The organism is Streptomyces sp. NRRL S-87 (assembly GCF_000719335.1).
Classification (GTDB): domain Bacteria; phylum Actinomycetota; class Actinomycetes; order Streptomycetales; family Streptomycetaceae; genus Streptomyces.
This window is the reverse complement of the sequence record NZ_JOGB01000011.1, coordinates 103,539-123,451: the sequence shown is the minus strand read 5'-3', so window position 1 is coordinate 123,451 and position 19,913 is coordinate 103,539. Positions and strand designations below refer to the sequence as shown.

At 74.0% G+C, this 19,913-nt stretch carries 20 protein-coding genes and 1 pseudogene; 10 read left to right on the top strand and 11 right to left on the bottom strand.

The annotated features are described in order from the left end of the window. Positions 1-161: 161 nt before the first annotated feature. On the bottom strand, positions 162-1,259 hold the full coding sequence (locus tag IF43_RS0109750) for an MBL fold metallo-hydrolase (protein WP_051795010.1): 1,098 nt from the start codon (positions 1,257-1,259) through the stop codon (positions 162-164). Positions 1,260-1,518: 259 nt separating this feature from the next. Here IF43_RS0109750 and IF43_RS0109745 point away from each other — a divergent pair, with 259 nt between their 5' ends. Then, the gene (locus IF43_RS0109745) at positions 1,519-2,976 is read left to right on the top strand and encodes an aldehyde dehydrogenase (RefSeq protein WP_030196854.1); all 1,458 of its coding nucleotides are present in this window, start codon (positions 1,519-1,521) and stop codon (positions 2,974-2,976) included. Continuing rightward, complete coding sequence (locus IF43_RS0109740; RefSeq protein ID WP_030196852.1) at positions 2,976-3,206, top strand: ferredoxin; 231 nt, start codon at positions 2,976-2,978, stop codon at positions 3,204-3,206. Before IF43_RS0109745 ends, IF43_RS0109740 begins: the two co-directional genes overlap by 1 nt. Positions 3,207-3,290: 84 nt before the next feature. On the opposite strand, the gene IF43_RS0109735 is transcribed toward IF43_RS0109740, so the two are convergent. Continuing rightward, positions 3,291-3,839, bottom strand: a complete 549-nt coding sequence (locus tag IF43_RS0109735) for a flavoprotein (protein WP_037887890.1) — start codon at positions 3,837-3,839, stop codon at positions 3,291-3,293. A 126-nt stretch (positions 3,840-3,965) separates the two neighbouring features. Further along, positions 3,966-4,589, bottom strand: a complete 624-nt coding sequence (locus IF43_RS0109730; protein WP_030196846.1) for a TetR family transcriptional regulator — start codon at positions 4,587-4,589, stop codon at positions 3,966-3,968. Positions 4,590-4,987: 398 nt separating this feature from the next. Here IF43_RS0109730 and IF43_RS0109725 point away from each other — a divergent pair, with 398 nt between their 5' ends. From IF43_RS0109725 to IF43_RS0109715, 3 genes are all read left to right on the top strand, one after another. Further along, complete coding sequence (locus IF43_RS0109725) at positions 4,988-6,313, top strand: glycosyltransferase family 4 protein (RefSeq protein ID WP_030196845.1); 1,326 nt, start codon at positions 4,988-4,990, stop codon at positions 6,311-6,313. Positions 6,314-6,412: 99 nt separating this feature from the next. Beyond that, entirely contained in the window at positions 6,413-7,183 is a 771-nt protein-coding gene (locus IF43_RS0109720) for a class I SAM-dependent methyltransferase (protein WP_030196844.1), read from the top strand. Beyond that, entirely contained in the window at positions 7,180-8,259 is a 1,080-nt protein-coding gene (locus IF43_RS0109715) for a prenyltransferase (protein ID WP_030196843.1), read from the top strand. Before IF43_RS0109720 ends, IF43_RS0109715 begins: the two co-directional genes overlap by 4 nt. A gap of 168 nt (positions 8,260-8,427) precedes the next feature. Here the strand turns inward: IF43_RS0109715 and IF43_RS0109710 are convergent, their stop codons facing one another. After that, on the bottom strand, positions 8,428-8,727 hold the full coding sequence (locus tag IF43_RS0109710) for a hypothetical protein (protein WP_051795014.1): 300 nt from the start codon (positions 8,725-8,727) through the stop codon (positions 8,428-8,430). Between the two features lie 523 nt (positions 8,728-9,250). On the opposite strand from IF43_RS0109710, the gene IF43_RS0109705 reads away from it, so the two are divergent. Beyond that, entirely contained in the window at positions 9,251-9,730 is a 480-nt protein-coding gene (locus IF43_RS0109705; protein WP_234332053.1) for a hypothetical protein, read from the top strand. A 77-nt stretch (positions 9,731-9,807) separates the two neighbouring features. On the opposite strand, the gene IF43_RS0109700 is transcribed toward IF43_RS0109705, so the two are convergent. The 7 genes and pseudogenes from IF43_RS0109700 to IF43_RS43680 all read right to left on the bottom strand — a co-directional run. Then, positions 9,808-10,818, bottom strand: coding sequence for an LLM class F420-dependent oxidoreductase (locus IF43_RS0109700; RefSeq protein WP_030196836.1), 1,011 nt, complete (start codon positions 10,816-10,818; stop codon positions 9,808-9,810). Positions 10,819-10,973: 155 nt separating this feature from the next. After that, positions 10,974-11,102 carry a hypothetical protein gene (locus IF43_RS43425; protein WP_267884745.1) on the bottom strand — a complete coding sequence of 43 codons (129 nt, stop codon included), beginning with the start codon at positions 11,100-11,102 and terminating at the stop codon, positions 10,974-10,976. A gap of 59 nt (positions 11,103-11,161) precedes the next feature. Next, entirely contained in the window at positions 11,162-12,049 is an 888-nt protein-coding gene (locus tag IF43_RS0109690) for a hypothetical protein (RefSeq protein WP_030196835.1), read from the bottom strand. Between the two features lie 146 nt (positions 12,050-12,195). Next, positions 12,196-13,155 carry an N-acetylmuramoyl-L-alanine amidase gene (locus IF43_RS0109685; protein WP_030196833.1) on the bottom strand — a complete coding sequence of 320 codons (960 nt, stop codon included), beginning with the start codon at positions 13,153-13,155 and terminating at the stop codon, positions 12,196-12,198. Positions 13,156-13,378: 223 nt separating this feature from the next. Beyond that, positions 13,379-14,020 carry a class I SAM-dependent methyltransferase gene (locus tag IF43_RS0109680; protein ID WP_030196832.1) on the bottom strand — a complete coding sequence of 214 codons (642 nt, stop codon included), beginning with the start codon at positions 14,018-14,020 and terminating at the stop codon, positions 13,379-13,381. Positions 14,021-14,212: 192 nt separating this feature from the next. After that, positions 14,213-14,740 carry an RICIN domain-containing protein gene (locus tag IF43_RS0109675; protein WP_158939257.1) on the bottom strand — a complete coding sequence of 176 codons (528 nt, stop codon included), beginning with the start codon at positions 14,738-14,740 and terminating at the stop codon, positions 14,213-14,215. A 427-nt stretch (positions 14,741-15,167) separates the two neighbouring features. After that, positions 15,168-15,359: pseudogene (locus tag IF43_RS43680) on the bottom strand (ATP-binding protein); the annotation flags it as partial. A 175-nt stretch (positions 15,360-15,534) separates the two neighbouring features. Here IF43_RS43680 and IF43_RS0109670 point away from each other — a divergent pair. The 4 genes from IF43_RS0109670 (at position 15,535) to IF43_RS0109660 (ending at position 19,871) form a co-directional block, all read left to right on the top strand. Beyond that, positions 15,535-16,383: a helix-turn-helix transcriptional regulator gene (locus IF43_RS0109670; protein WP_030196826.1), complete on the top strand. Its 849-nt coding sequence runs from the start codon at positions 15,535-15,537 to the stop codon at positions 16,381-16,383. Next, positions 16,343-16,531 (top strand): DUF397 domain-containing protein, encoded by a 189-nt coding sequence (locus IF43_RS39230; protein WP_078910025.1) that lies wholly within the window; start codon positions 16,343-16,345, stop codon positions 16,529-16,531. Before IF43_RS0109670 ends, IF43_RS39230 begins: the two co-directional genes overlap by 41 nt. Before the next feature lie 28 nt (positions 16,532-16,559). After that, positions 16,560-18,119, top strand: coding sequence for a serine/threonine-protein kinase (locus IF43_RS0109665; RefSeq protein WP_030196823.1), 1,560 nt, complete (start codon positions 16,560-16,562; stop codon positions 18,117-18,119). Positions 18,120-18,185: 66 nt separating this feature from the next. Beyond that, positions 18,186-19,871: a serine/threonine-protein kinase gene (locus IF43_RS0109660; protein ID WP_030196820.1), complete on the top strand. Its 1,686-nt coding sequence runs from the start codon at positions 18,186-18,188 to the stop codon at positions 19,869-19,871. The last annotated feature ends 42 nt before the right edge of the window (positions 19,872-19,913 follow it).

Sequence of the window (19,913 nt, the reverse complement as noted above, 5' to 3'; positions counted from 1 at the left end):
GCCCTGGCCTTCGGCCACCCTCGGCCCGGGCCTGCCTCCGGTCCAGCCTGCCACCCCTGTCAAGCGCCTCCCCCACACACCACGCGACCCACCAGGCACGCCAAGGACGTGTGGACCCGGTGCGTTCGGGGGGAGCCGGACGCCTCTGTGGGCGGGGTGCCTCAGACGGCCCGGTACCTCACCGGCTCGCCCGGCGCGCTGGTCGGGACCGGCTCCGCCAGTCCGAGCTTGACCAGTCGGCGCAGGTGCGCCTCCGCCTCGGAGACGGCGATGTTGCGGGACCCGTACGGGATCTGGTCCCACGGCCGGTTCCACTCCATCCGCTCCGCCAGGGTCCACGGCGTGACCGGGTCGCTCAGCAGGTCGAGGAGTCCGCGCAGCCGTTCCTCGTGGTGCGCGAGCAGTTCGCGTACCCGTGCCGGGGCGTCGGTGAAGGCGTACTGGTGGGCCGGGAGCACCTCCGCGGGGCCGAGGCGGCCGATGCGTTCGAGGGAGTCGAGGTAGTCGCCGAGAGGGTCGGTGGCGCGGGTGTCCTCCGGGTCCTCGTACAGGCCGATGTGCGGGCTGATCCCGGGCAGCAGGTGGTCGCCGGAGAAGAGCCGGCCGCGGCCGGGCAGCCCTGCCGGGTGCTCCTCCTCCAGGTGCAGGCACACGTGCCCGGGGGTGTGCCCCGGGGTCCAGACGGCGCGCAGCCGGCGGCCGGCCAGGGGCAGCAGCTCGCCCGGGACGATCTCCCGGTCCGGGACCGCGGCCCGCAGCCCGGGCAGGGTCCGCATGCGGTCGGCGGCGCGGGCGGCGCGCAGCGGGCCGACGTGCTCCTCGGGGGCGCCGGCGGCGGTGAGCTTGGCGGCGAGGTAGTCGAGCCAGACGGCGGGTTCGGCGGACCGGGTGCGCTGGACCACCTCGATGTCGGCCGGGTGCATCGCGATCCAGGCACCGGAGGCCTCGCGGACCCGGCCGGAGAGGCCGTGGTGGTCGGGGTGGTGGTGGGTGATGACCACGCCGTGCACGTCGGCCACGGCGATGCCGAGCGCGCCGAGGCCGGCGGTGAGGGCGTCCCAGGCGGCGGGGTCGTCCCAGCCGGTGTCGACCAGGACGGGGCCGCGGTCGGTGTGGAGGACGTGGACGAGCGTGTGGCCGAGGGGGTTGTCGGGGATCGGTACGCGCAGGGCGTGGACGCCGCCGCCGTGGTCGATGACGTCGGGTGCCGCGACGCCTTCGGGTGCTGCGCCGCCTTCGGGTGCTGCGTGCTCCGTCATGCCGGGTCCCCCCGTCGCCTGGTGCCGGCGGTGCTGTCGTACCGCGCTGTCACACCTGTTTCGAGAACTGGTTTCAGTAGTAGCCCAAGTCGACCATCGATGGCCACTGTCCGTGGCGTCGGGTCGCTCGGTGCGGGGCGGCTTCCCCGGCGGTCCACAGCGGTCACGTCCCATCCGTGGACTAGTAGAACTAGAACTGGTATCAGTTCTGAAATCCCGTCAGGACAGTGACGGCACCGGGCCGCAGGAGGCATCAGCCATGACCGAGCTCGTGGAACACGGACAGCTGTTCATCGGCGGCGCGTGGGCCGACCCGCTGGGCGGCGACACCATCGAGGTCGTCTCCCCCCACACCGGACAGGTCTTCGGACGCGTCCCGCACGCCTCCGCCGCCGACGTGGACGCGGCCGTCGCCGCCGCCCGCCGGGCCTTCGAGCAGGGCCCATGGCCGCGCGCGACCCTGGACGAGCGCATCGCCGTCGTGACGCGCATCAAGGACGCGATCGCCGTACGCCACGAGGAGATCGCCCGCTCCATCAGCGCGCAGAACGGCTCCCCCTACTCCTGGAGCATCCTCGCCCAGGCCCTGGGCGCGATGATGGTCTACGACTCCGCGATCAAGGTCGCCGCCGCGTACCCGTACGAGGAGCGGCGTGACGGAGTGCTCGGCCCGCTCCTGGTGCGGCGCGAGCCGGTCGGGGTCGTCGCGGCCGTGATCCCGTGGAACGTCCCGCAGTTCGTGGCCGCCGCCAAGCTCGGCCCGGCGCTGCTCACCGGCTCGTCGGTGATCCTCAAGCCCTCGCCGGAGGCGCCGCTGGACTCGTACATCCTCGCCGACATCGCGCGCGAGGCCGGGCTGCCGGAGGGCGTGCTGTCCGTCCTCCCCGCCGACCGCGAGGTCAGCGAGTACCTGGTGGGTCACCCGGGCGTCGACAAGGTGGCCTTCACCGGCTCGGTCGCGGCCGGCAAGCGGGTCATGGAGGTCGCCGCCCGCAACCTCACCCGCGTCACCCTCGAACTCGGCGGCAAGTCCGCGGCCGTGATCCTGCCGGACGCCGACGCCGCGACGGCCGTCGCCGGCATCGTGCCCGCCGCCTGGATGAACAACGGCCAGGCGTGCGTGGCCCAGACCCGCATCCTCGCGCCACGCGGCCGCTACGAGGAGTTCGCGGAGGCCTTCGCGGCCGCCGCGGGCGCACTGGCGGTCGGCGACCCGCTCGACCCGGCGACCCAGCTCGGGCCGCTGGTCGCCCAGCGGCAGCAGCAGCGCTCGCTCGACTACATCAGGCTCGGGCAGGAGGAGGGCGCCAAGGTCCTCGCGGGCGGCGGGGTGCCGGCCGGGCTGGAGCAGGGCTGGTACGTCGAGCCGACCCTCTTCGGCGACGTGGACAACGGCATGCGGATCGCCCGCGAGGAGATCTTCGGGCCCGTGGTCTGCCTGATCCCGTACGGGGACGAGGCCGAGGCGGCGAGGATCGCCAACGACTCCGACTTCGGCCTGAGCGGCAGCGTCTGGACGTCGGACGTCGAGCGCGGCATCGACTTCGCGCGCGGGGTGCGGACGGGCACGTTCAACGTCAACACCTTCAGCCTCGACATGATGGGGCCCTTCGGCGGCTACAAGAGCAGCGGACTGGGTCGGGAGTTCGGGCCCGAGGGGCTGAGCGAGTACCTGGAGCACAAGATGATCCACCTGCCCGCCGGGTACGGTGCCTGATGGGCGACCGGTGGCGCGTGGAGGTCGACCGGGGCGTGTGCATCGGCTCCGGGATGTGCGTGAACCACGCCCCGGACGGCTTCTCCCTCGACTCGGCCCGGCAGTCGCACCCGGTGGCGGCGGACACGGACGCGAACGAGCCGGTGCTGACCGCCGCCGAGGGGTGCCCGGTGGAGGCGATCACGATCACGCTGGCTTCGGGGGAGGCGGTGTTCCCGCCGGAGGAGTAGGGCCGCATCGGGGTCGGACCACGCGTTGCGCCCGCCCTTCCGTGTCTGCGGGAGGGCGGGCGCGACGCGTTCTCGGGCCGGGCCTCAGACGTGGGGGGTGCTCACCAGGGCGTCGGCGGCGGCGAGGGCGGTCTCCCACGGGAAGCCCTCGACGACGTCCTCGCCGGGGGCGTTCGGGGCGAAGCCGTGCTCGCCGAAGAGCGTGCGTACGCCCGCGTTGTGGAGCGTGGCCAGGCTCTGGTCGAACTGCGGGTGGCGGGCCAGGGCCGTGTTCACGCACGGCATGACGGCCATGGGGACGCCCTTGCCGATGGCCTCGGCCGCGACGCCGACCACGAACCGGTCGGTGAGGCCGAGGGCCAGGGCGTTGACGGTGTTGAACGTGGCGGGCGCGAAGAGTATCGCGTCAGGCTCGGGCCAGACGTCCGGTTCGCCGGGCCGCCGGTGGCGGGAGCGGACGGGGTGGCCGGTCAGCGCACTGAGGCCGTCGACGCTTCCCGCGACCCACTCGGCCGCGGCGGGCGTCAGGCCGAGGCAGACGTCCCAGCCCCTGGCCTGTGCCGCCTCTGCGACCCATGCGATGTCGAAGAGCGGCGGGGCGGCCGAACCGAACAGATACAAAGTGCGCGTCATGAGCATCAGTTGATCACACAGCTGATACGTCCCCGTCAAGCCCCGGACGGTTTCACGCCACGTCGGGCCCCTGGCGCCGCGCGCGGGGTGTGCTCGGACGCCGCGCGGACTGGAGTCCGGCCCGGGTCAGGGGCGGGGCGGGGACGTGAGGTCGATGAGGCGGCAGACCGTCTCGATATCGATCTTGACCTGGGCGATCGAGGCCCGGCCCGAGAGCCACGTGATCAGCGCGGAGTGCCAGGTGTGCTCGATGACCCGCACGGCGGACAGCTGCTCGGCCGTGGGCGGCCCGTCGAGCCCCATCGCGTCGAGGATGATCGCGGTCGTCAGCCGCGAGACGGTGTCGACCTCGGGCGAGACGCTGCGGTCGGCGAAGGTCAGGGCCCGCACCATCGCGTCCGCCAGGTGCGGCTCGCGCTGCAGCGCCCGGAACGCCCGCATCAGCGTCTCCGCCACCCGCTCCGAGGCGGACTCCCCGGCCGGCGGGCGCTTGCGCAGCGTGGTGTGCATGTGCTGGAGCTGGTCCTGCATGGTCGCGACCAGCAGGTGCACCTTGGACGGGAAGTACCGGTACAGCGTGCCCAGCGCCACGCTCGACGACTCCGCGACCTCGCGCATCTGTACGGCGTCGAACCCGCCCCGGCTGGCCAGCTGGGCGCTGGCGTGCAGGATCCGCCGCCGACGCGCCTCCTGGCGCTCCGTCAAGGGCGGGGTCGCCGGGGTGGTGACGGCTCTGGCTTCCGCTGACATCAGTCCCAAGTCCCCATCCGTGCCGTTCGCCGGACCCACCCGTTCCCGGTGCCTGTCCGCCCGGCGTTGCCGTTCTCTTCCTGCGGTCCGTGCCGCCTCCGGGGCCCGCCCCGGGTGACGCTCCGCGCCCCGCCCGTACCGCCTCCGCGCCCTGGTCCCGAGCGGCCCTTATGCCTCTGCGTACCGGTGTGGACCGGCTCCGTGACCCGTGTCGCGGGCCGTCGGGCCGCTCAGCATGTCAGGCGTCGGGGCCGTGGCGCGAATCACCTGCTCCGCCTCTTACGGTGTGGTTTCCGGCCGGTAGATTCAATGCTCCTCGACGGATCAAGTCTGAAACTTGTTCTACATTATCCGAGCGGTTACGCTCCGGCGAAAGTGCAGTGAGAAGGGGGCCGAGAGTGTCCGCTGAGGCCATGGTGACGAGCCCTTTCGCGGGTTCCGGCACTGACGGCGACCGCCCGTTGCGCATCGCACTCCTCACGTACAAGGGGAACCCGTTCTGCGGCGGTCAGGGCGTCTACGTCCGGCACCTCTCGCGCGAGCTGGCCCGCCTCGGCCACACCGTCGAGGTGATCGGCGCCCAGCCCTACCCGGTCCTGGACCCGCAGTCCGGCCAGACCCTCACCGAGCTGCCCAGCCTCGACCTCTACCGCCAGCCCGACCCCTTCCGCACGCCCGGGCGCGAGGAGTACCGGGACTGGATCGACGCCCTCGAGGTCGCCACCATGTGGACCGGCGGCTTCCCCGAACCGCTGACCTTCTCGCTGCGCGCCCGGCGCCACCTCCTGGCCCGCCGCGGTGAGTTCGACGTCATCCACGACAACCAGACCCTGGGGTACGGCCTGCTCGGCGACCTGGGCGCGCCGCTCGTCACGACGATCCACCACCCCATCACCGTGGACCGCCAGTTGGAGCTCGACGCCGCCAAGGACCGCAAGCGGCGGCTCTCGGTGCGCCGCTGGTACGCCTTCACGCGCATGCAGGGCCGGGTCGCCCGCCGGCTGCCCTCCGTCCTGACCGTCTCCGGCTCCTCCCAGCAGGAGATAGCGGAACACCTCGGCGTCCGCGACGACCGCATCCACGTCGTCCACATCGGCGCCGACACCGACCTGTGGTCCCCCGACCCGTCCGTGGCCGAGGTCCCGGGCCGCATCGTGACCACCTCGAGCGCCGACGTGCCCCTCAAGGGCCTGGTCTTCCTGGTCGAGGCGCTCGCGAAGCTGCGTACGGAGCGGCCCGACGCCCACCTCGTCGTCGTCGGCAAGCGGGCCGAGCGCGGCCCGGTCGCCAAGGCGATCGAGGCGTACGGTCTCCAGGACGCCGTCCGGTTCGTCAAGGGCGTCACCGACGCCGAGCTCGTCGACCTCGTGCGCAGCGCGCAGGTCGCCTGCGTGCCCAGCCTGTACGAGGGCTTCTCGCTGCCCGCCGCCGAGGCCATGGCCACCGGCACCGCCCTGGTGGCCACGACCGGCGGGGCCATCCCCGAGGTCGCCGGCCGCGACGGCGAGACCTGCCTGGCCGTGCCGCCGGGGGACGCGGGGGCGCTCGCCACCGCCCTCGGCCGGATGTTCGAGGACCCGGAACTGCGGACCCGCCTCGGGGCGGCCGGACGCGAGCGGGTTCTGGCCAACTTCACGTGGGCCCGGGCCGCCGAGGGCACCGCCGCCCACTACCGTGCCGCGATCGCCACCGCCCGCGGCGCCGCGGGCGCCCGGACGCGCTGACCCCACCGAAGCGCATCGAACACGGCAAGCCCCCCACCACCCAGAAGCCTCCGCAGCACCCCGCACGACCCACCACCCACGCGAAAGCAGGCCGCCTCCGTGCTGACCGTCGACTTCTCCCGGTTCCCGCTCGCCGCAGGCGACCGCGTGCTCGATCTGGGCTGCGGCGCAGGCCGGCACGCCTTCGAGTGCTACCGGCGCGGCGCCCAGGTGGTCGCCCTCGACCGCAACGGCGAGGAGATCCGAGAGGTCGCCAAGTGGTTCGCCGCCATGAAGGAGGCCGGCGAGGCCCCGGCCGGTGCCACCGCCACCGCCATGGAGGGCGACGCGCTCGCCCTGCCGTTCCCCGACGACTCCTTCGACGTCGTGATCATCTCCGAGGTCATGGAGCACATCCCGGACGACAAGGGCGTGCTCGCCGAGATGGTCCGCGTCCTCAAGCCGGGCGGCCGCATCGCGATCACCGTGCCCCGCTACGGCCCCGAGAAGATCTGCTGGGCGCTGAGCGACGCGTACCACGAGGTCGAGGGCGGCCACATCCGCATCTACAAGGCCGACGAGCTGCTGAAGAAGATGGAGGAGGCCGGCCTCAAGCCGTACGGCACGCACCACGCGCACGGCCTGCACTCCCCGTACTGGTGGCTCAAGTGCGCCTTCGGCGTCGACAACGACAAGGCCCTGCCGGTCCGCGCGTACCACAAGCTCCTGGTCTGGGACATCATGAAGAAGCCCCTGGCCACCCGCCTCGCCGAGCAGGCCCTGAACCCGGTCATCGGCAAGAGCTTCGTGGCGTACGCGACCAAGCCGCACCTCCCGGAGGGCGCGGCCGCCGACACCGCCGCCGCGACGACCGCGGGTGCGGGCAAGTGAGTTCCCCCGGCCGCACCGAGCACCTCGTGCTGCCCGGCGTCCTGACCGCCGAGCAGGCCGCGCAGACGGTCGCCGGCATCCTCGCCGTCCAGCGCGAGGACGGCGCCATACCGTGGTTCCGCGGACACCACCTCGACCCGTGGGACCACACCGAGGCGGCCATGGCCCTCGACGTCGCCGGTGAGCACGAGGCCGCCGCGCGCGCCTACGAGTGGCTCGCCCGGCACCAGAACAAGGACGGCTCCTGGTACGCCGCCTACGCCGACCGCCCCGCGGGCGTGGACACCACCACCCCGCAGGACGCCGGCCAGGAGTCGAACTTCACCGCTTACGTCGCCGTCGGCGTCTGGCACCACTACCTCGCCACCGGCGACGACGCCTTCGTCGACCGCATGTGGCCGGTGGTCTACGCGGCCGTCGAGTTCGTCCTCGCGCTGCAGCAGCCGGGCGGCGAGATCGGCTGGAAGCGGGAGGCGGACGGCACGCCGGTGACCGACGCGCTGCTGACCGGCAGCTCCTCCGTCCACCAGGCGCTGCGCTGCGCCCTGGCGATCGCCGAGCACCGCGAGGAGCCGCAGCCCGACTGGGAGCTGGCCGCGGGCGCGCTGGCGCACGCGATCCGCCGCCACCCGGAGCGGTTCCTCGACAAGGACCGCTACTCGATGGACTGGTACTACCCGGTGCTGGGCGGGGCGCTCACGGGCGCGGAGGCCCAGGCGCGCATCGACGAGCGCTGGGACGAGTTCGTGGTGGACGGGCTGGGCGTGCGCTGCGTGCTGCCCAACCCCTGGGTCACCGGCGGCGAGAGCTGCGAGCTCGCGATCGCGCTGTGGGCGATCGGAGAGTCCGACCGGGCGCTGGAGATCCTGCGCGCCATCGGCCACCTGCGGGCCGAGAACGGCATGTACTGGACCGGGTACGTGTTCGAGGACGACGCCGTCTGGCCCGTCGAGCAGACCACGTGGACGGCGGGCTCGCTGCTGCTCGCGGTGGCCGCGCTGGGCGGCGACGAGGCCACCACGGAGGTCTTCGGCGGCGAGCGCCTTCCGACCGGGCTCGACCCCGACTGCTGCTGACTCCCGACTGCTGCTGACAGCCGGACGCCCGGAGCGGGTGGCGGGTGTGTGGGGCCGCGCGCAGCCTCGGGCGCAGCCCCACACGTCCTGTCACGGCGCGGGCCGTGGGCCGTGGGTGGCAGGCCGTCGATGGGTGGGCCGCGGGTCAGGTGCGTGGCCCCGCGGCCCTCAGACGCGGTGGAGGAAGCGGGCCAGGGCGTGCCCCACCAGCAGGTACACCAGGGCGGGCAGGCCGTAGCCCACGACCACCCGCACCCACTCGCGGTCGATGTCGAAGAGGTCGCGGGACCAGCCCGACAGCCAGTTCGCCGCGTCGTGGAACCACTGGACGACCGCGTTGGCCTGGTTGGCGTCCAACAGGTCCAGCGCGATCCAGACCACGAGGATGAGGGCCGCGACGTCGGCGGCCAGGGCCACGACCCGGCCTACGGTCGCGCCCGGCCCTCGTGAGACCACTCGCTCCTGCATGCCCCGCTTCTTGCCGGGATCGACGGGGCGAAACCCCCGCACGACGCGGTCCGGGACGACGCCGGGCGCCGGGCGCGCGGAACGCCGGTCGACGCGGTTCGGGGCGGGCGGACGCCGCATGATGCGGTACGGGTACGGGCCCGCGCCACCGGGGGCGTCCGAACGGGTGGCCCGGGTGGCGGGGCACCGCCGTCCGGGTGACGCTGCGGGGGACACCTCCCTCACGCACCTGGAGGAAACCGTGTCCGAATCCGTGTCCGAGACCGTGTCCCGCCCCGTGCCGACACGCAGGACCATCCGAATCCGCCGCATCCTGACGGCCGTGACGCTGTCCGCCGCGCTGCTCGCCGGAGCCACCGGATGGGGCGGTGCGAGCGCCGCCGGGGCGGGGGCCGAGGGCCAGGGCGGGGAGGGCTCGCTGTACGCCGCCTCGGCCGCCCACCGGCAGGCCCGGGCGGACCGGTCGGAGGCCGTGCGGCTGCAGGCGGCGCCGGCGCAGGCCCTGGCGCTGCAGCAGGCGGCCCTGGCCGCCGACCCGGGCGCCGTGGCGGCTGCGGAGGCCCAGCCCTCGCCCTCGCCCAGCACCACGGCCGAGCGCCAGAAGTTCGCGAAGACGCGGTTCGTCGTCAACGCGGGCCTGGCGGCCGGGGCGACGTACCAGTGGATCATCAAGCCGTACCGGGCGGGCAAGTTCAGGAAGGGGGCGAGCGGCCGGACGTTCGCGCTCATCAAGGCGGGCCTCGCGGGCGCCTTCGCGTACAACCGGCTGAAGGCGGCCGTCGAGAACGCCAAGGGCGACCCGCTGCTGTCCAAGGCGGTGGCGCCGCTGACGGCCGGCGTCGAGTCCCTGAAGAGCCTGACCACGAAGGTCCGCAAGGGGCAGGCCGGTGACGGGGACATCTCGTCCTTCGAGGACGTCATCAACAACGTGAAGAGCGCGGGCCAGAGCGCCGGCGCGCCGGTCACCGACCAGGTGCCGAGCCTGTCGCAGCTGGGCGGGTAGGCAAGCGGGTGGCGGGGCCCGGCCGGACGCCGGGCCCCGCTTCAGGCGGCCGCCGGGCGTGCCGCGGAGGCGGCCTCCTAGGAGTTGAGCTCGGCGAGGACGCGGAGGGTGGCGGGGTCGGGGGCGGTGACCAGGAGGTCGGTGACGGGCCCCTTGCGCCACAGGTCGAGGCGTTCGGCGATCCGCCCGCGGGGGCCGACGAGGGAGATCTCGTCCGCGAACGCGTCGGGGACGGCCAGCACCGCCTCCTCGCGGCGGCCGGCCAGGAACAGTTCCTGGATGCGCCGGGCCTCGGCCCCGTACCCCATCCTGGCCATCAGGTCGGCGTGGAAGTTGCGGGCCGCGGCGCCCATGCCGCCGATGTAGAAGCCCAGCATCGCCTTCACGGGCAGCAGGCCCTGGGCCACGTCGTCGCAGAGCTGGGCGCGGGCCATCGGCGCGATCATGAAGCCGGCGGGGAGGTCCGAGAGCGAGGCCTGGTAGACGTCCGTGCGGGTCGGGGACCAGTAGAGGGGGAGCCAGCCGTCCGCGATGCGGGTGGTCTGGGCGATGTTCTTCGGCCCCTCGGCGCCGAGGAGGACGGGCAGGCCCGCGCGGAGGGGGTGCGTGATGGGCTTGAGGGGTTTGCCGAGGCCGGTGCCGTCGGGGCCGGCGTACGGGTGCGTGTGGAAGCGGCCGTCGAGCGTGACCGGGGCTTCGCGGCGCAGCACCTGGCGGATCACGTCGACGTACTCGCGGGTGGCGGTCAGCGGGCTCGCGGGGAACGGCCGGCCGTACCAGCCCTCGACGACCTGCGGTCCCGACAGGCCGAGGCCGAGCATCATGCGGCCGCCGGAGAGGTGGTCCAGGGTGAGGGCGTGCATCGCGGTGGCGGTGGGGGTGCGGGCGGCCATCTGCGCGATCGCGGTGCCCAGCCGGATCCGCGAGGTGCGGGCGGCGATCCAGGTGAGGGGGGTGAACGCGTCCGACCCCCAGGCCTCGGCGGTCCACACCGAGTCGTAGCCGAGCCGTTCGGCCTCGACGGCGAGGTCGAGGTGGCCGGGGGTGGGACCGCGGCCCCAGTAGCCGAGTGCGAGTCCTAGGCGCATGGTGGCGGGTCCCCTCCGAGGGCGGGCCGTGGGACGTCATCTGACGGTCCATCAGGCGACTTTAGGGGAGGCGGTCGCCCGTCGGAAGGGGCGCGCGAGCGGCCGCCCGGACGGCGGCCCCCGGCGTGGACGGGGCGCCCGACGGGCCCGCCGCGTCACGGCTGCTGCTGCCAGGGGCCGAACACGTCGGGGGACCACGCCGACGGCTCCCGGCGGACCTTCTCGACGAGCACCCCCATGAACTTCCGGTGGCCGGGCCCGGCCCGGACGGGGGCCGGACGCACGACGCCGGCCCCGGGATCCGAGGTCCCGGTAGCCGGCGTCGGTGAGGGTGCGCGTCGGGTCAGCCGCGCTGGATGCCCGAGGTGTCCTGGAGGACGCCGCGGCGGCCGTCCTGGGTCTGGGCGACCAGGGCGCCACCGCGCTGCTCGACCGCCAGGTACCAGGTGCCGGGCGCGAGTTCGGCGACCGGGGCGGGCGAGCCGTCCTCGGAGAGCAGCGGCCGGACGACCGGCACCGCGAACCAGAAGGGGGCGAAGTCGCCGGCCGGGGCCGCCTGCTGGGGCTGGGCCGGCTCCTGGACCTGCGGGTTCGGCTGCTGGTGCTGCGCGCCGTGGTCCTGCGGGTTCTGGTGGTGCTGGGGGGCGTGCGGCTGGGCACCCGCCTGGTCGGGGCCGCCGAACGGGCCCGCGCCCTGGGCGCCGTACGCCTGGCCGGGGTAGCCGTAGCCGTCGGGCTGGCCCGGCTGGCCGGGCTGGCCGCCGAACGGCGCGGCCTGCTGCGGGCCGGGGGCCGGCAGGAGCGGGCCCTTCAGGGCCGGGACCTGGCCGCCGAAGACCGCGACGCCGGCCAGCGCCAGGACGGCGAGGAAGGCGATGATCGCACCCGGGCCCAGGTTGGAGTTGCCCACCATCAGCGCCCACAGCGCCGACCACAGGGCGGCCACGGAGAGGACGGTGCCCCAGTTCTCCAGGGTCAGGTTCGCGAACTTCGGCGGGTTCGGCAGCGCGCGCCCGACGATGATCAGCGCGGCGGCGGCGAAGCCGGTGAGGAAGATCGCCGGCAGCACGATGCCGTAGTAGTCGGTGTCCCACGCGCTCGGCAGGTCGCAGAAGCGGTTGGTGACCGCTCCGCACGCGACGGAGTAGAAGTCGAGGAACGAGGCGATGAACAGCAGCGCCGCTGCTCCGATCACCACGCCGTCGGCTCGTGTCAGGGAGCGGATGTTCACTTGGATGGTGTCCTTCTCGGTCTCGTCGGCAGGGGGTGGGCGGGGACCATCGTACGGATCCGAACGCGCGCGGGTGCCCCGCGTCCCGGAGTTCGGGCGCGGGGCTGGTGGTCCGGGGTTCTTGTCTACCCGCCGGGGAGGCCCCTCTATCCGCCGAGGAAGCCGACGATGCCGTTCGCGATGCCCTGCGCCGCCTTCTGGCGCCACTCCGGACTCGTGAGCAGGGCCGCGTCCTTCGGGTCGCGCATGTTGCCGCACTCGATGAACACCTTGGGGCGGGTGGAGAGGTTGAGCCCGCCGAGGTCGTCGCGGACGACGAGTCCGGTGCCGCCGCCGACGTAGTTGGACGGGCCGAGCCCGGTGCTGCGCGCGAAGTTGCCCGCGATGCGTTCGCCGAGCCGGCGCGAGGGCCCGACGATGGGCGCGGTGTCCGCGGCCCCGCCCTTGACCCGGGCGGGCAGGATCACGTGGAAGCCGCGGTTGCCCGCCGAGGAGCCGTCCGCGTGGAGGGAGACCACGGCGTCGGCGGCGGCCGCGTTCCCGATCCGGGCCCGTTCGTCGATGCAGGGTCCGAAGGCGCGCTCGCCGGTGTGCGTGAACACGACCTTCGCGCCCTGGGCTTCGAGTGCGGAGCGCAGCCGGCGTGCCACGTCGAGGGTGAACGCGGCTTCCGTGTAACCGGCGTTGGTGGTGGTGCCGGTGGTGTCGCACTCCTTGCGCGTGGTGCCGATGTCGACCTTGCGGTTGATCTCGGCGGCGTGGTCGAAGTTGTGCGGGTTGTGGCCGGGGTCGACGACGACGGTACGGCCCGCCAGCGGGCCGCGCGGGCGGGGGTCGGGCGGGGCCGTGGGGATGCCTGCGGGAACGGTGGCCTTCCCGGTGCCGGCGCCCGGGGTCACGGCGGGGCTGCCGGTGGCGCCGGCCCGGGTGCTGGGCTTGGCGTCCCCCGCCGCGGCGGAGGGCAGCGGGAGCACCTGGGGCGGCTGCTGGTCGGAGCCCCCGGTGAGCACGCTCACGAGCAGCCACCCCGCCAGCGCGGTGGGCGCCAGGGCTGCGAGCGCCACCACGAGGGTGGACCGTCGCAGGCGCGGGCGGTCCGGGCTGATCGCGTGGGCGGACTCCGGGGGCGGGGGGCTGTCGTCGTACGGCACGGTGGCGATGCTAGTGCGGGTGGGGCGGACCGGCTCCGGGGTGTGGGCCCTGCCACGCCGCGGGTTCGTCGGATGGTGGGACCTTCCGTACGCCGATGGGCGGGCGGGAGCGGGTCAGGGAAACCTTGCGACCGACGCGAGGCGGGGGGTGCCCCCGAAGCCCCCGGCGGCCCGCCCCTCAGATGCCGGGGCCGGTGCGCCGCAGGACGCGCAGCGAGTCGGTGACGGAGACCTCCGTGAAGGCCCCGGACTCCAGTGCCCGGCAGTAGATCCGGTACGGGGCCTGGCCGCCGTCCGCCGGGTCCGGGAACACGTCGTGGATCACGAGCGTGCCGCCCTCGGCGACGTGCGGGGCCCACCCCTCGTAGTCGGCGGTGGCGTGCTCGTCGGTGTGGCCGCCGTCGATGAAGACGAAGCCCAGCGGGGCCGCCCAGGTGGCGGCCACCTGCGGGGAGCGGCCGACGACCGCGATGACGTGGTCCTCCAGGCCGGCCCTGTGCAGGGTGCGGCGGAAGGTGGGGAGGGTGTCCATGACGCCCAGCTCGGGGTCGACCACGGTCGGGTCGTGGTACTCCCAGCCCGGCTGCTGCTCCTCGCTGCCGCGGTGGTGGTCGACGGTGACGGCCATCAGGCCGGCCTCGCGCGCGGCGTCCGCGAGCAGGATCGTCGAGCGGCCGCAGTACGTGCCCACCTCCAGGAGCGGCAGGCCGAGCCGGGCGGCGTCGGCGGCCGCCCCGTACAGGGCCAGGCCCTCCCGGACGGGCATGAAGCCCTTGGCCGCCTCGAAGGCGGCGAGGGTCTGCGGCTTGGGGGCGGCCATGGGTGCCTCCTGGCGGGTGTGGATCCGGGTCGCGGCCCGTCCCGGGGCCGGCCCGGGGTGGTCCGTGGCGGACCATGCTGCCCTACCGGTGGGTAGGGGGACAGGGCGGGGTCCGCCGCACCGCCGGCACGGGCGCGGCCCCGCCGGCGGGAGGGCCGGCGGGGCCGCGGGAGCGCGCTGGGCGGGGTGCGGTCAGTTCTCGGAGAAGACCGAGTTCCACAGGTCGAACAGCGAATTGCCGGCGCGGTCCGAGCACGGGTAGAGGATGGCCCAGGCGCCCTGGTTCGAGCCGCCGGCGTAGTTCACGCAGTTCTTGAAGGCGGCCTTCGGCTGGAACTGCCAGTAGTCGTTCCAGTCGGGGCTGATCTCGTTGAAGAGCGCGTTGTTGCTCTCGCAGGAGCCGAGGACGATCCGGTCGCCCTGCTGGTCGCGGTTGTACTGGTTGTACGCGCACAGCGCCGGGTTCCCCACGGACTGCAGCTTGAAGTAGCGGCTGCCCGCGTGGACGAGGTTCCACTTCTGGGCGTTGGTGTGGTTGCAGCTGTAGGCCTGGAGGCCGACCCCGGCGCTGAAGTTGCTGCCCGGGATGTCGAGGCACTTGCCGTCGGGGTTGTCGATCTCGATGCCGTACCGGTTGGCCGCCTGGGCGGGCCCGGCGGTGACGGCCAGGCCGGCGACGGCCGCGGCCGCGGTGACGAGTGCTGCGAAGCGCTTGCGCATGAAGGGTCCCCCCATGGGTGGTGCCGAGGGGTGCACGGGCAGGCTCACGCCCCCCCGTCCAGGCCCCCCGTAGACGGTCGTCCGGCCCGCGGCGCTGGTCCGCCGGCGAGCCGGGATCGAACGTACAGGAGGGTCGGGAGCGTTCGTCCCCCGGCGCGCCCGTGGGACGTCCCAGAAGATCCCAAGCCTCTGACCTGCGCTTTGGGACGCCCGAGCGGGCTCGGCACGTGCCGTCCGGACCGCCCGGCGGCGCGGGGACGGGTCCGTCCGGGCGGTCACCTGAGGCGCAGACCGGCCGTTCCGTCGCACTCGAACCACACCGTCTTGCCGACCGTACGGGGCTCCGTACCCCACCGGTCGGTGACGGCCTGACGAGGAGGAGTCCCCGGCCGCCCTCGGCCGCCGGGTCGGCGGCGCGGGTGAGGAGGACGGGGCCCGCGTGGCCGTCGGTGACCTCCACCCGTAGCCCTTCGGGCCGCCTCAGGATCAGTACGGCGCACCGCCGGTCCGGCACGTGCCGCACGACGTTCGCGACCAGCTCGGTCAGGGCCAGCTCCGCGTCCTCCGCCAGCTCCCGCAGCCCCCAGCGGGTGAGGAAGAGGCGCAGGATGCGGCGCATGTGCCGCGCGGAGTGCTCACTGACGGTGAAGTCCATCCGGTACGTCCCGCCAAGCCCCGCTGGTGGCAGCTCAGTTGCGTGATTCACCCCACCAGACTGCGGCCGGGTGGTTACGCTCGGCTACGGACCGAAACGAACGCCGCACGGCGTTGGAGCTGGGGGTGACCGCTTCACGATGGTCAACATCCGCGATCTCGACCCGAGTGCCTCCCCGCTGGACTACTACGGCTCCGAGCTGAGGCGGCTGAGAGAGGAGGCGAACCTCAAGCAGGGGCAGTTGGGCGGCATCGTCTTCTGCACGGCCTCCCTGATCGGCCAGATCGAGACCGCGAAGAAGGTCCCGACGCGGGACTTCTCGGAACGGGTGGACGCGGCGCTGGGGACGGGGGGCTTCTTCTCGCGGTTGGTGGCGCTGGTGCTGCGCAGCCAGTTGCCCACTTGGTTCCAGCCCTTCGCCGCGATGGAGGCGAAGGCTGCGTACATCTCCACTTACCAGGCTCAGTTGGTGTACGGGCTCCTGCAGACGGAGGGATATGCGCGGGCTGTGCTCAGTGTGCGGGGTGATGAGCGCGTGGATGCGAACGTGGCCGCGCGACTGGAGCGCCAGCGCATACTGGAGCGCGTGAACCCGCCGCTGGTCTGGGTGGTGCTCAGCGAGGCCGTGTTGTACCAGGCTGTTGGTGACCACGAGGTCATGCGAACCCAACTCGCCCATGTGTTGGAGTTGCAGAGGCGGGACTGGGTGAAGGTGCAGATCCTTCCCTTCAGCGTGGGCGAGCACGCGGGGCAGATGGGCTCGTTCACCGTCCTGCGCTTCGAAGATGACCCGGACCTCGTCTATACCGAGGACTTTGTGCAGGGCCACATGACGGCGGATCTGCAGGCTCTCAGGGAAGGGCATCTCCGATACGATCATTTGCGAGCCGCCGCGCTCTCCGTTGAGGACTCGGCGGCGCTGATCGCCCGCGTAATGGAGGAGCGTTATGGGCACCAACCAGGGTCTAACGGGCGCGAATTGGCGTAAGTCCAGCTACAGCGGCGACACCGGCGGAGAGTGCGTCGAGGTCGCCCGCCACCCCTCCCTCGTCGCCGTCCGGGACTCCAAGAACCCCACCGGCCCCACCTTCACCGTGAGCCCAGCGGCGTTCGCCGCGTTCGTCCGCGGGCTCTGACGGCGGACGGGCGGACGGACCACGGGGGATGAAGCAGATAGCAGGGCCCGGCCCCGCGACGGCGGGTCCGTACCGGCTGTTCGCCGAGCTGGGCGCGGGCGGGATGGGCCGGGTGCTGCTCGGCGCCGGGCCCGACGGACGGCTCGTGGCCGTCAAGCAGATCCACGCCGAGTACGCCGACGAGGACGGGTTCCGGGCCCGGTTCCGGCGGGAGGTCGCGGCCTCGCGGAAGGTGTCGGGGGCCTGTACGGCGGCCGTGCTGGACGCCGATCCGGAGGCGGAGACGCCCTGGCTGGCGTCCGTGTTCGTGCCCGGACCCGCGCTCGACCAGGCCCTGGAGGCGGGCGGCCCGCTGTCCGAGGAGGCCCTGCGGCGCCTCGCCGCGGGGCTCGCGACCGCGCTCGCGGACATCCACCGGGCGGGCCTGGTCCACCGGGACCTCAAGCCCTCGAACGTGCTGCTCGCCGAGGACGGCGTCCGCGTCATCGACTTCGGTATCGCGCGGGCGGTGGAGGGCGGCACCCGGATCACGCACACCGGCTCGCTGATCGGCTCGCCCGCGTACATGGCGCCCGAGCAGGCGAGCGGGGGCGCGGTCACGGCGGCGACCGACGTGTTCGCGCTCGGGTCGACGCTGGTGGCGGCCGCGACGGGGCACCCGCCGTTCGCCGCGGAGTCCGTGCCCCGGCTGCTGTACGAGATCCTGCACGCCGAGCCGGACCTGTCGGGCGTACCCGAGGGGCTGCGGGGGCTCGTAGGGGCCTGCCTCGCCAAGGACCCGGAGCGGCGGCCGACGCCCGACGAGGTGCTGGCCATGGTGGGCACGCTCGCGCCGGCCGCGCGGGCGTGGCCGGGCGTGGTGGCCGGGCTGACGGCCGCCCAGCAGGCCGAGGTCGACGCCCTGGCCGCCACCCTCCGGCCGACCGGCGGGGTGACTGCGGGCGGCGGGAGCGCCGGCGCGGCCACCGGTGTCGGGGTCGGGCGGCGGCCCCGCTTCCCGATGAAGGTGCGGGTGCTGGCCGTCGGGGCGGTGCTCGCCCTGGTCGGGTTCCCGTACGTCAACCTCGGGCTGACGTACGTCGGGAAGGCGTACGACCGGCTGACGGGCGACGTGCCGCTGTCGGAACAGGACGACACGTTCGCGGGCAAGGCGATGACCTGCCAGGAGATCGGCGGCGGCTTCCGCGCGCCGGCCGGCTTCGGGGCGCCGTCCGGGGACGGCATCCGCCGGGGCGACATCGGGTGGACGTCGGGGAACCGGTGCGTGTGGACGGCGCGCGGCGGCGAGGCGGCCGTGGAGTGGGAGCTGTACCTCACCGGGCCGCGCAAGGGTACGGGGGCCGAGCAGGCCGAGCTGGCGCAGGTGCAGCCCCACGGCCTCGACGAGCCGGACCTCGGCTTCGACGGGGACGGGAAATGGCTCACCGAGGGGAACGCTTCCGGGGCCACCTGCGTGTTGTCAGTGCGGGAGGGGAACCTGAGGGTGCTCGTGGAGGTGAGGGGGGACGGCTATCCCGCGGGCGCCGCGTGCGAGTCCGCGGCGAAGGAGTTCGCGCGGTCCGCGCTGCGGGTGCTTCCCGAGGCGTGAGGCAGCCGTGACCGGGCCGTGAGGGCTCCGTCCGGTTCCGCGGGTGGGGGAGCGAGAGGGGGAGCGGTGAGGAAGCTCAGGCTGACGGACCCGGTCGAGGTCGGGCCGTACCGGCTGCTCGCCGAGCTGGGGCGGGGCGGCATGGGGCGGGTGCTGCTCGGCGCCGGGCCGGACGGGCGGCTGGCGGCGGTGAAGCAGGTGCACGCGCGGTACGCCGCGGACGACGACTTCCGGGCCCGGTTCCGGCGGGAGGTCGCGGCCTCCCGGAAGGTGTCCGGGGCGTTCACGGCCGCCGTCATGGACGCCGATCCGGAGGCGGAGACGCCCTGGCTGGCGTCCGTCTTCGTGACCGGGCCCTCGCTGGGGACGGTGGTCGACCGGGTCGGCGCGCTGCCCGGGGAGACCGTGCGGCGGCTCGCCGCGGGCCTCGCCGCGGCGCTGGTGGAGATCCACCGGGCCGGGCTGGTGCACCGCGACCTCAAGCCGGACAACGTGCTGCTCGCCGAGGACGGCGTACGGGTCATCGACTTCGGCATCGCGCGGGCGGCCGAGGCGGGCGACGGGGCTCCGGTGACGGAGCTGACGCGCAGCGGGGTGGTCGTCGGCTCGCCCGCGTACATGTCGCCCGAGCAGGCGGAAGGCAGGGAACTGACCCCGGCGAGCGACGTGTTCTCGCTCGGGTCGGTGCTGGTGCTCGCGGCCACCGGGCGCAGCCCCTTCGCGGCGGAGTCGACGTTCCAGACGCTGTTCGACGTGGTGCACAAGGAGCCGGACCTGTCGGGCGTACCGGAGGGGCTGCGGGCGGCGGTCGCCGCGTGCCTGGCCAAGGACCCGGCCGGGCGGCCCGCCCCGGAGCGGCTGCTGGAGCTGCTGGGGCCGGTGGCTCCGGCGGGTGTCGGTGAAGGCGGGGGCGGCGGCGCCGGACGCTGGCCGGCTTCGGTGCAGGAACTGGTCGCGGCGCAGCAGGCGGACGTCGACCTGCTGCTGGGGGCGCCCGAGCGGACGGTGGTCGACGTGTCCGCAGGTGCTCCGTTCGCCCCGGTCGGGCACGCGGGCGGCGAGCGGGCCGGGTCGACCGCGGTGGCCACCGCCGTCGACCCCGCCAGTGCCGCTGCGGACGACCCCGTCCGGCGGCGCATCCTGCGCTTGACCTGGGCGGGGGCCGCCCTGGCCATCGCGGGCCTGGTCTTCGGGGTGGTGTACGCCATCTGGTTCGAGGGGGCGGACGAGAAGCCGGAGGGGGACGTGTACTCCGCGCTGCCCGCCTGCGAGGAGCTGGGCGGCGGCCTCCCGATCTCGGGGCACCTCCCGCGGGACGGCGCCGCCTGGCGCCCGCGGAGTACCTCTGAGCTCTGCTCCTGGACCGAGGACGGCGAGGCGACCTCGCACGCGACCGTGAGCTGGACGGTCCACACGGGCACGGGCACGGGCACGAGCACGGGCGCGGACACGGGCGGCGGAGCGTCGGCGGTCCCCGCGCCAGTGGTGAGCGGCCTGGCAGCAGGAGCGCAGGCGGCGCACGCGAGTCTCGTCGGGACCGCGACGAAGACGGAGTCCGAGCGCGTCCCGGTGTCCGGGACGGACGAGGCGTACCTGGGGGGCTGGGACTCCGGGGTGGGCTGCCGTCTGGGCGGGCGGGACTCGAACCTGGAGGTGTGGGTGATGCTCACCGGACGGCAGCACCCGTCCGAGACGTGCAGGGCGGAGGCCGAGCGGATCATACGCGGCGCGATCGGCGGGGTGCCCTACTGAGCGGGGCCGCCGGGCCGCTCGGCCGGGCCGCCCGCGGTGCGT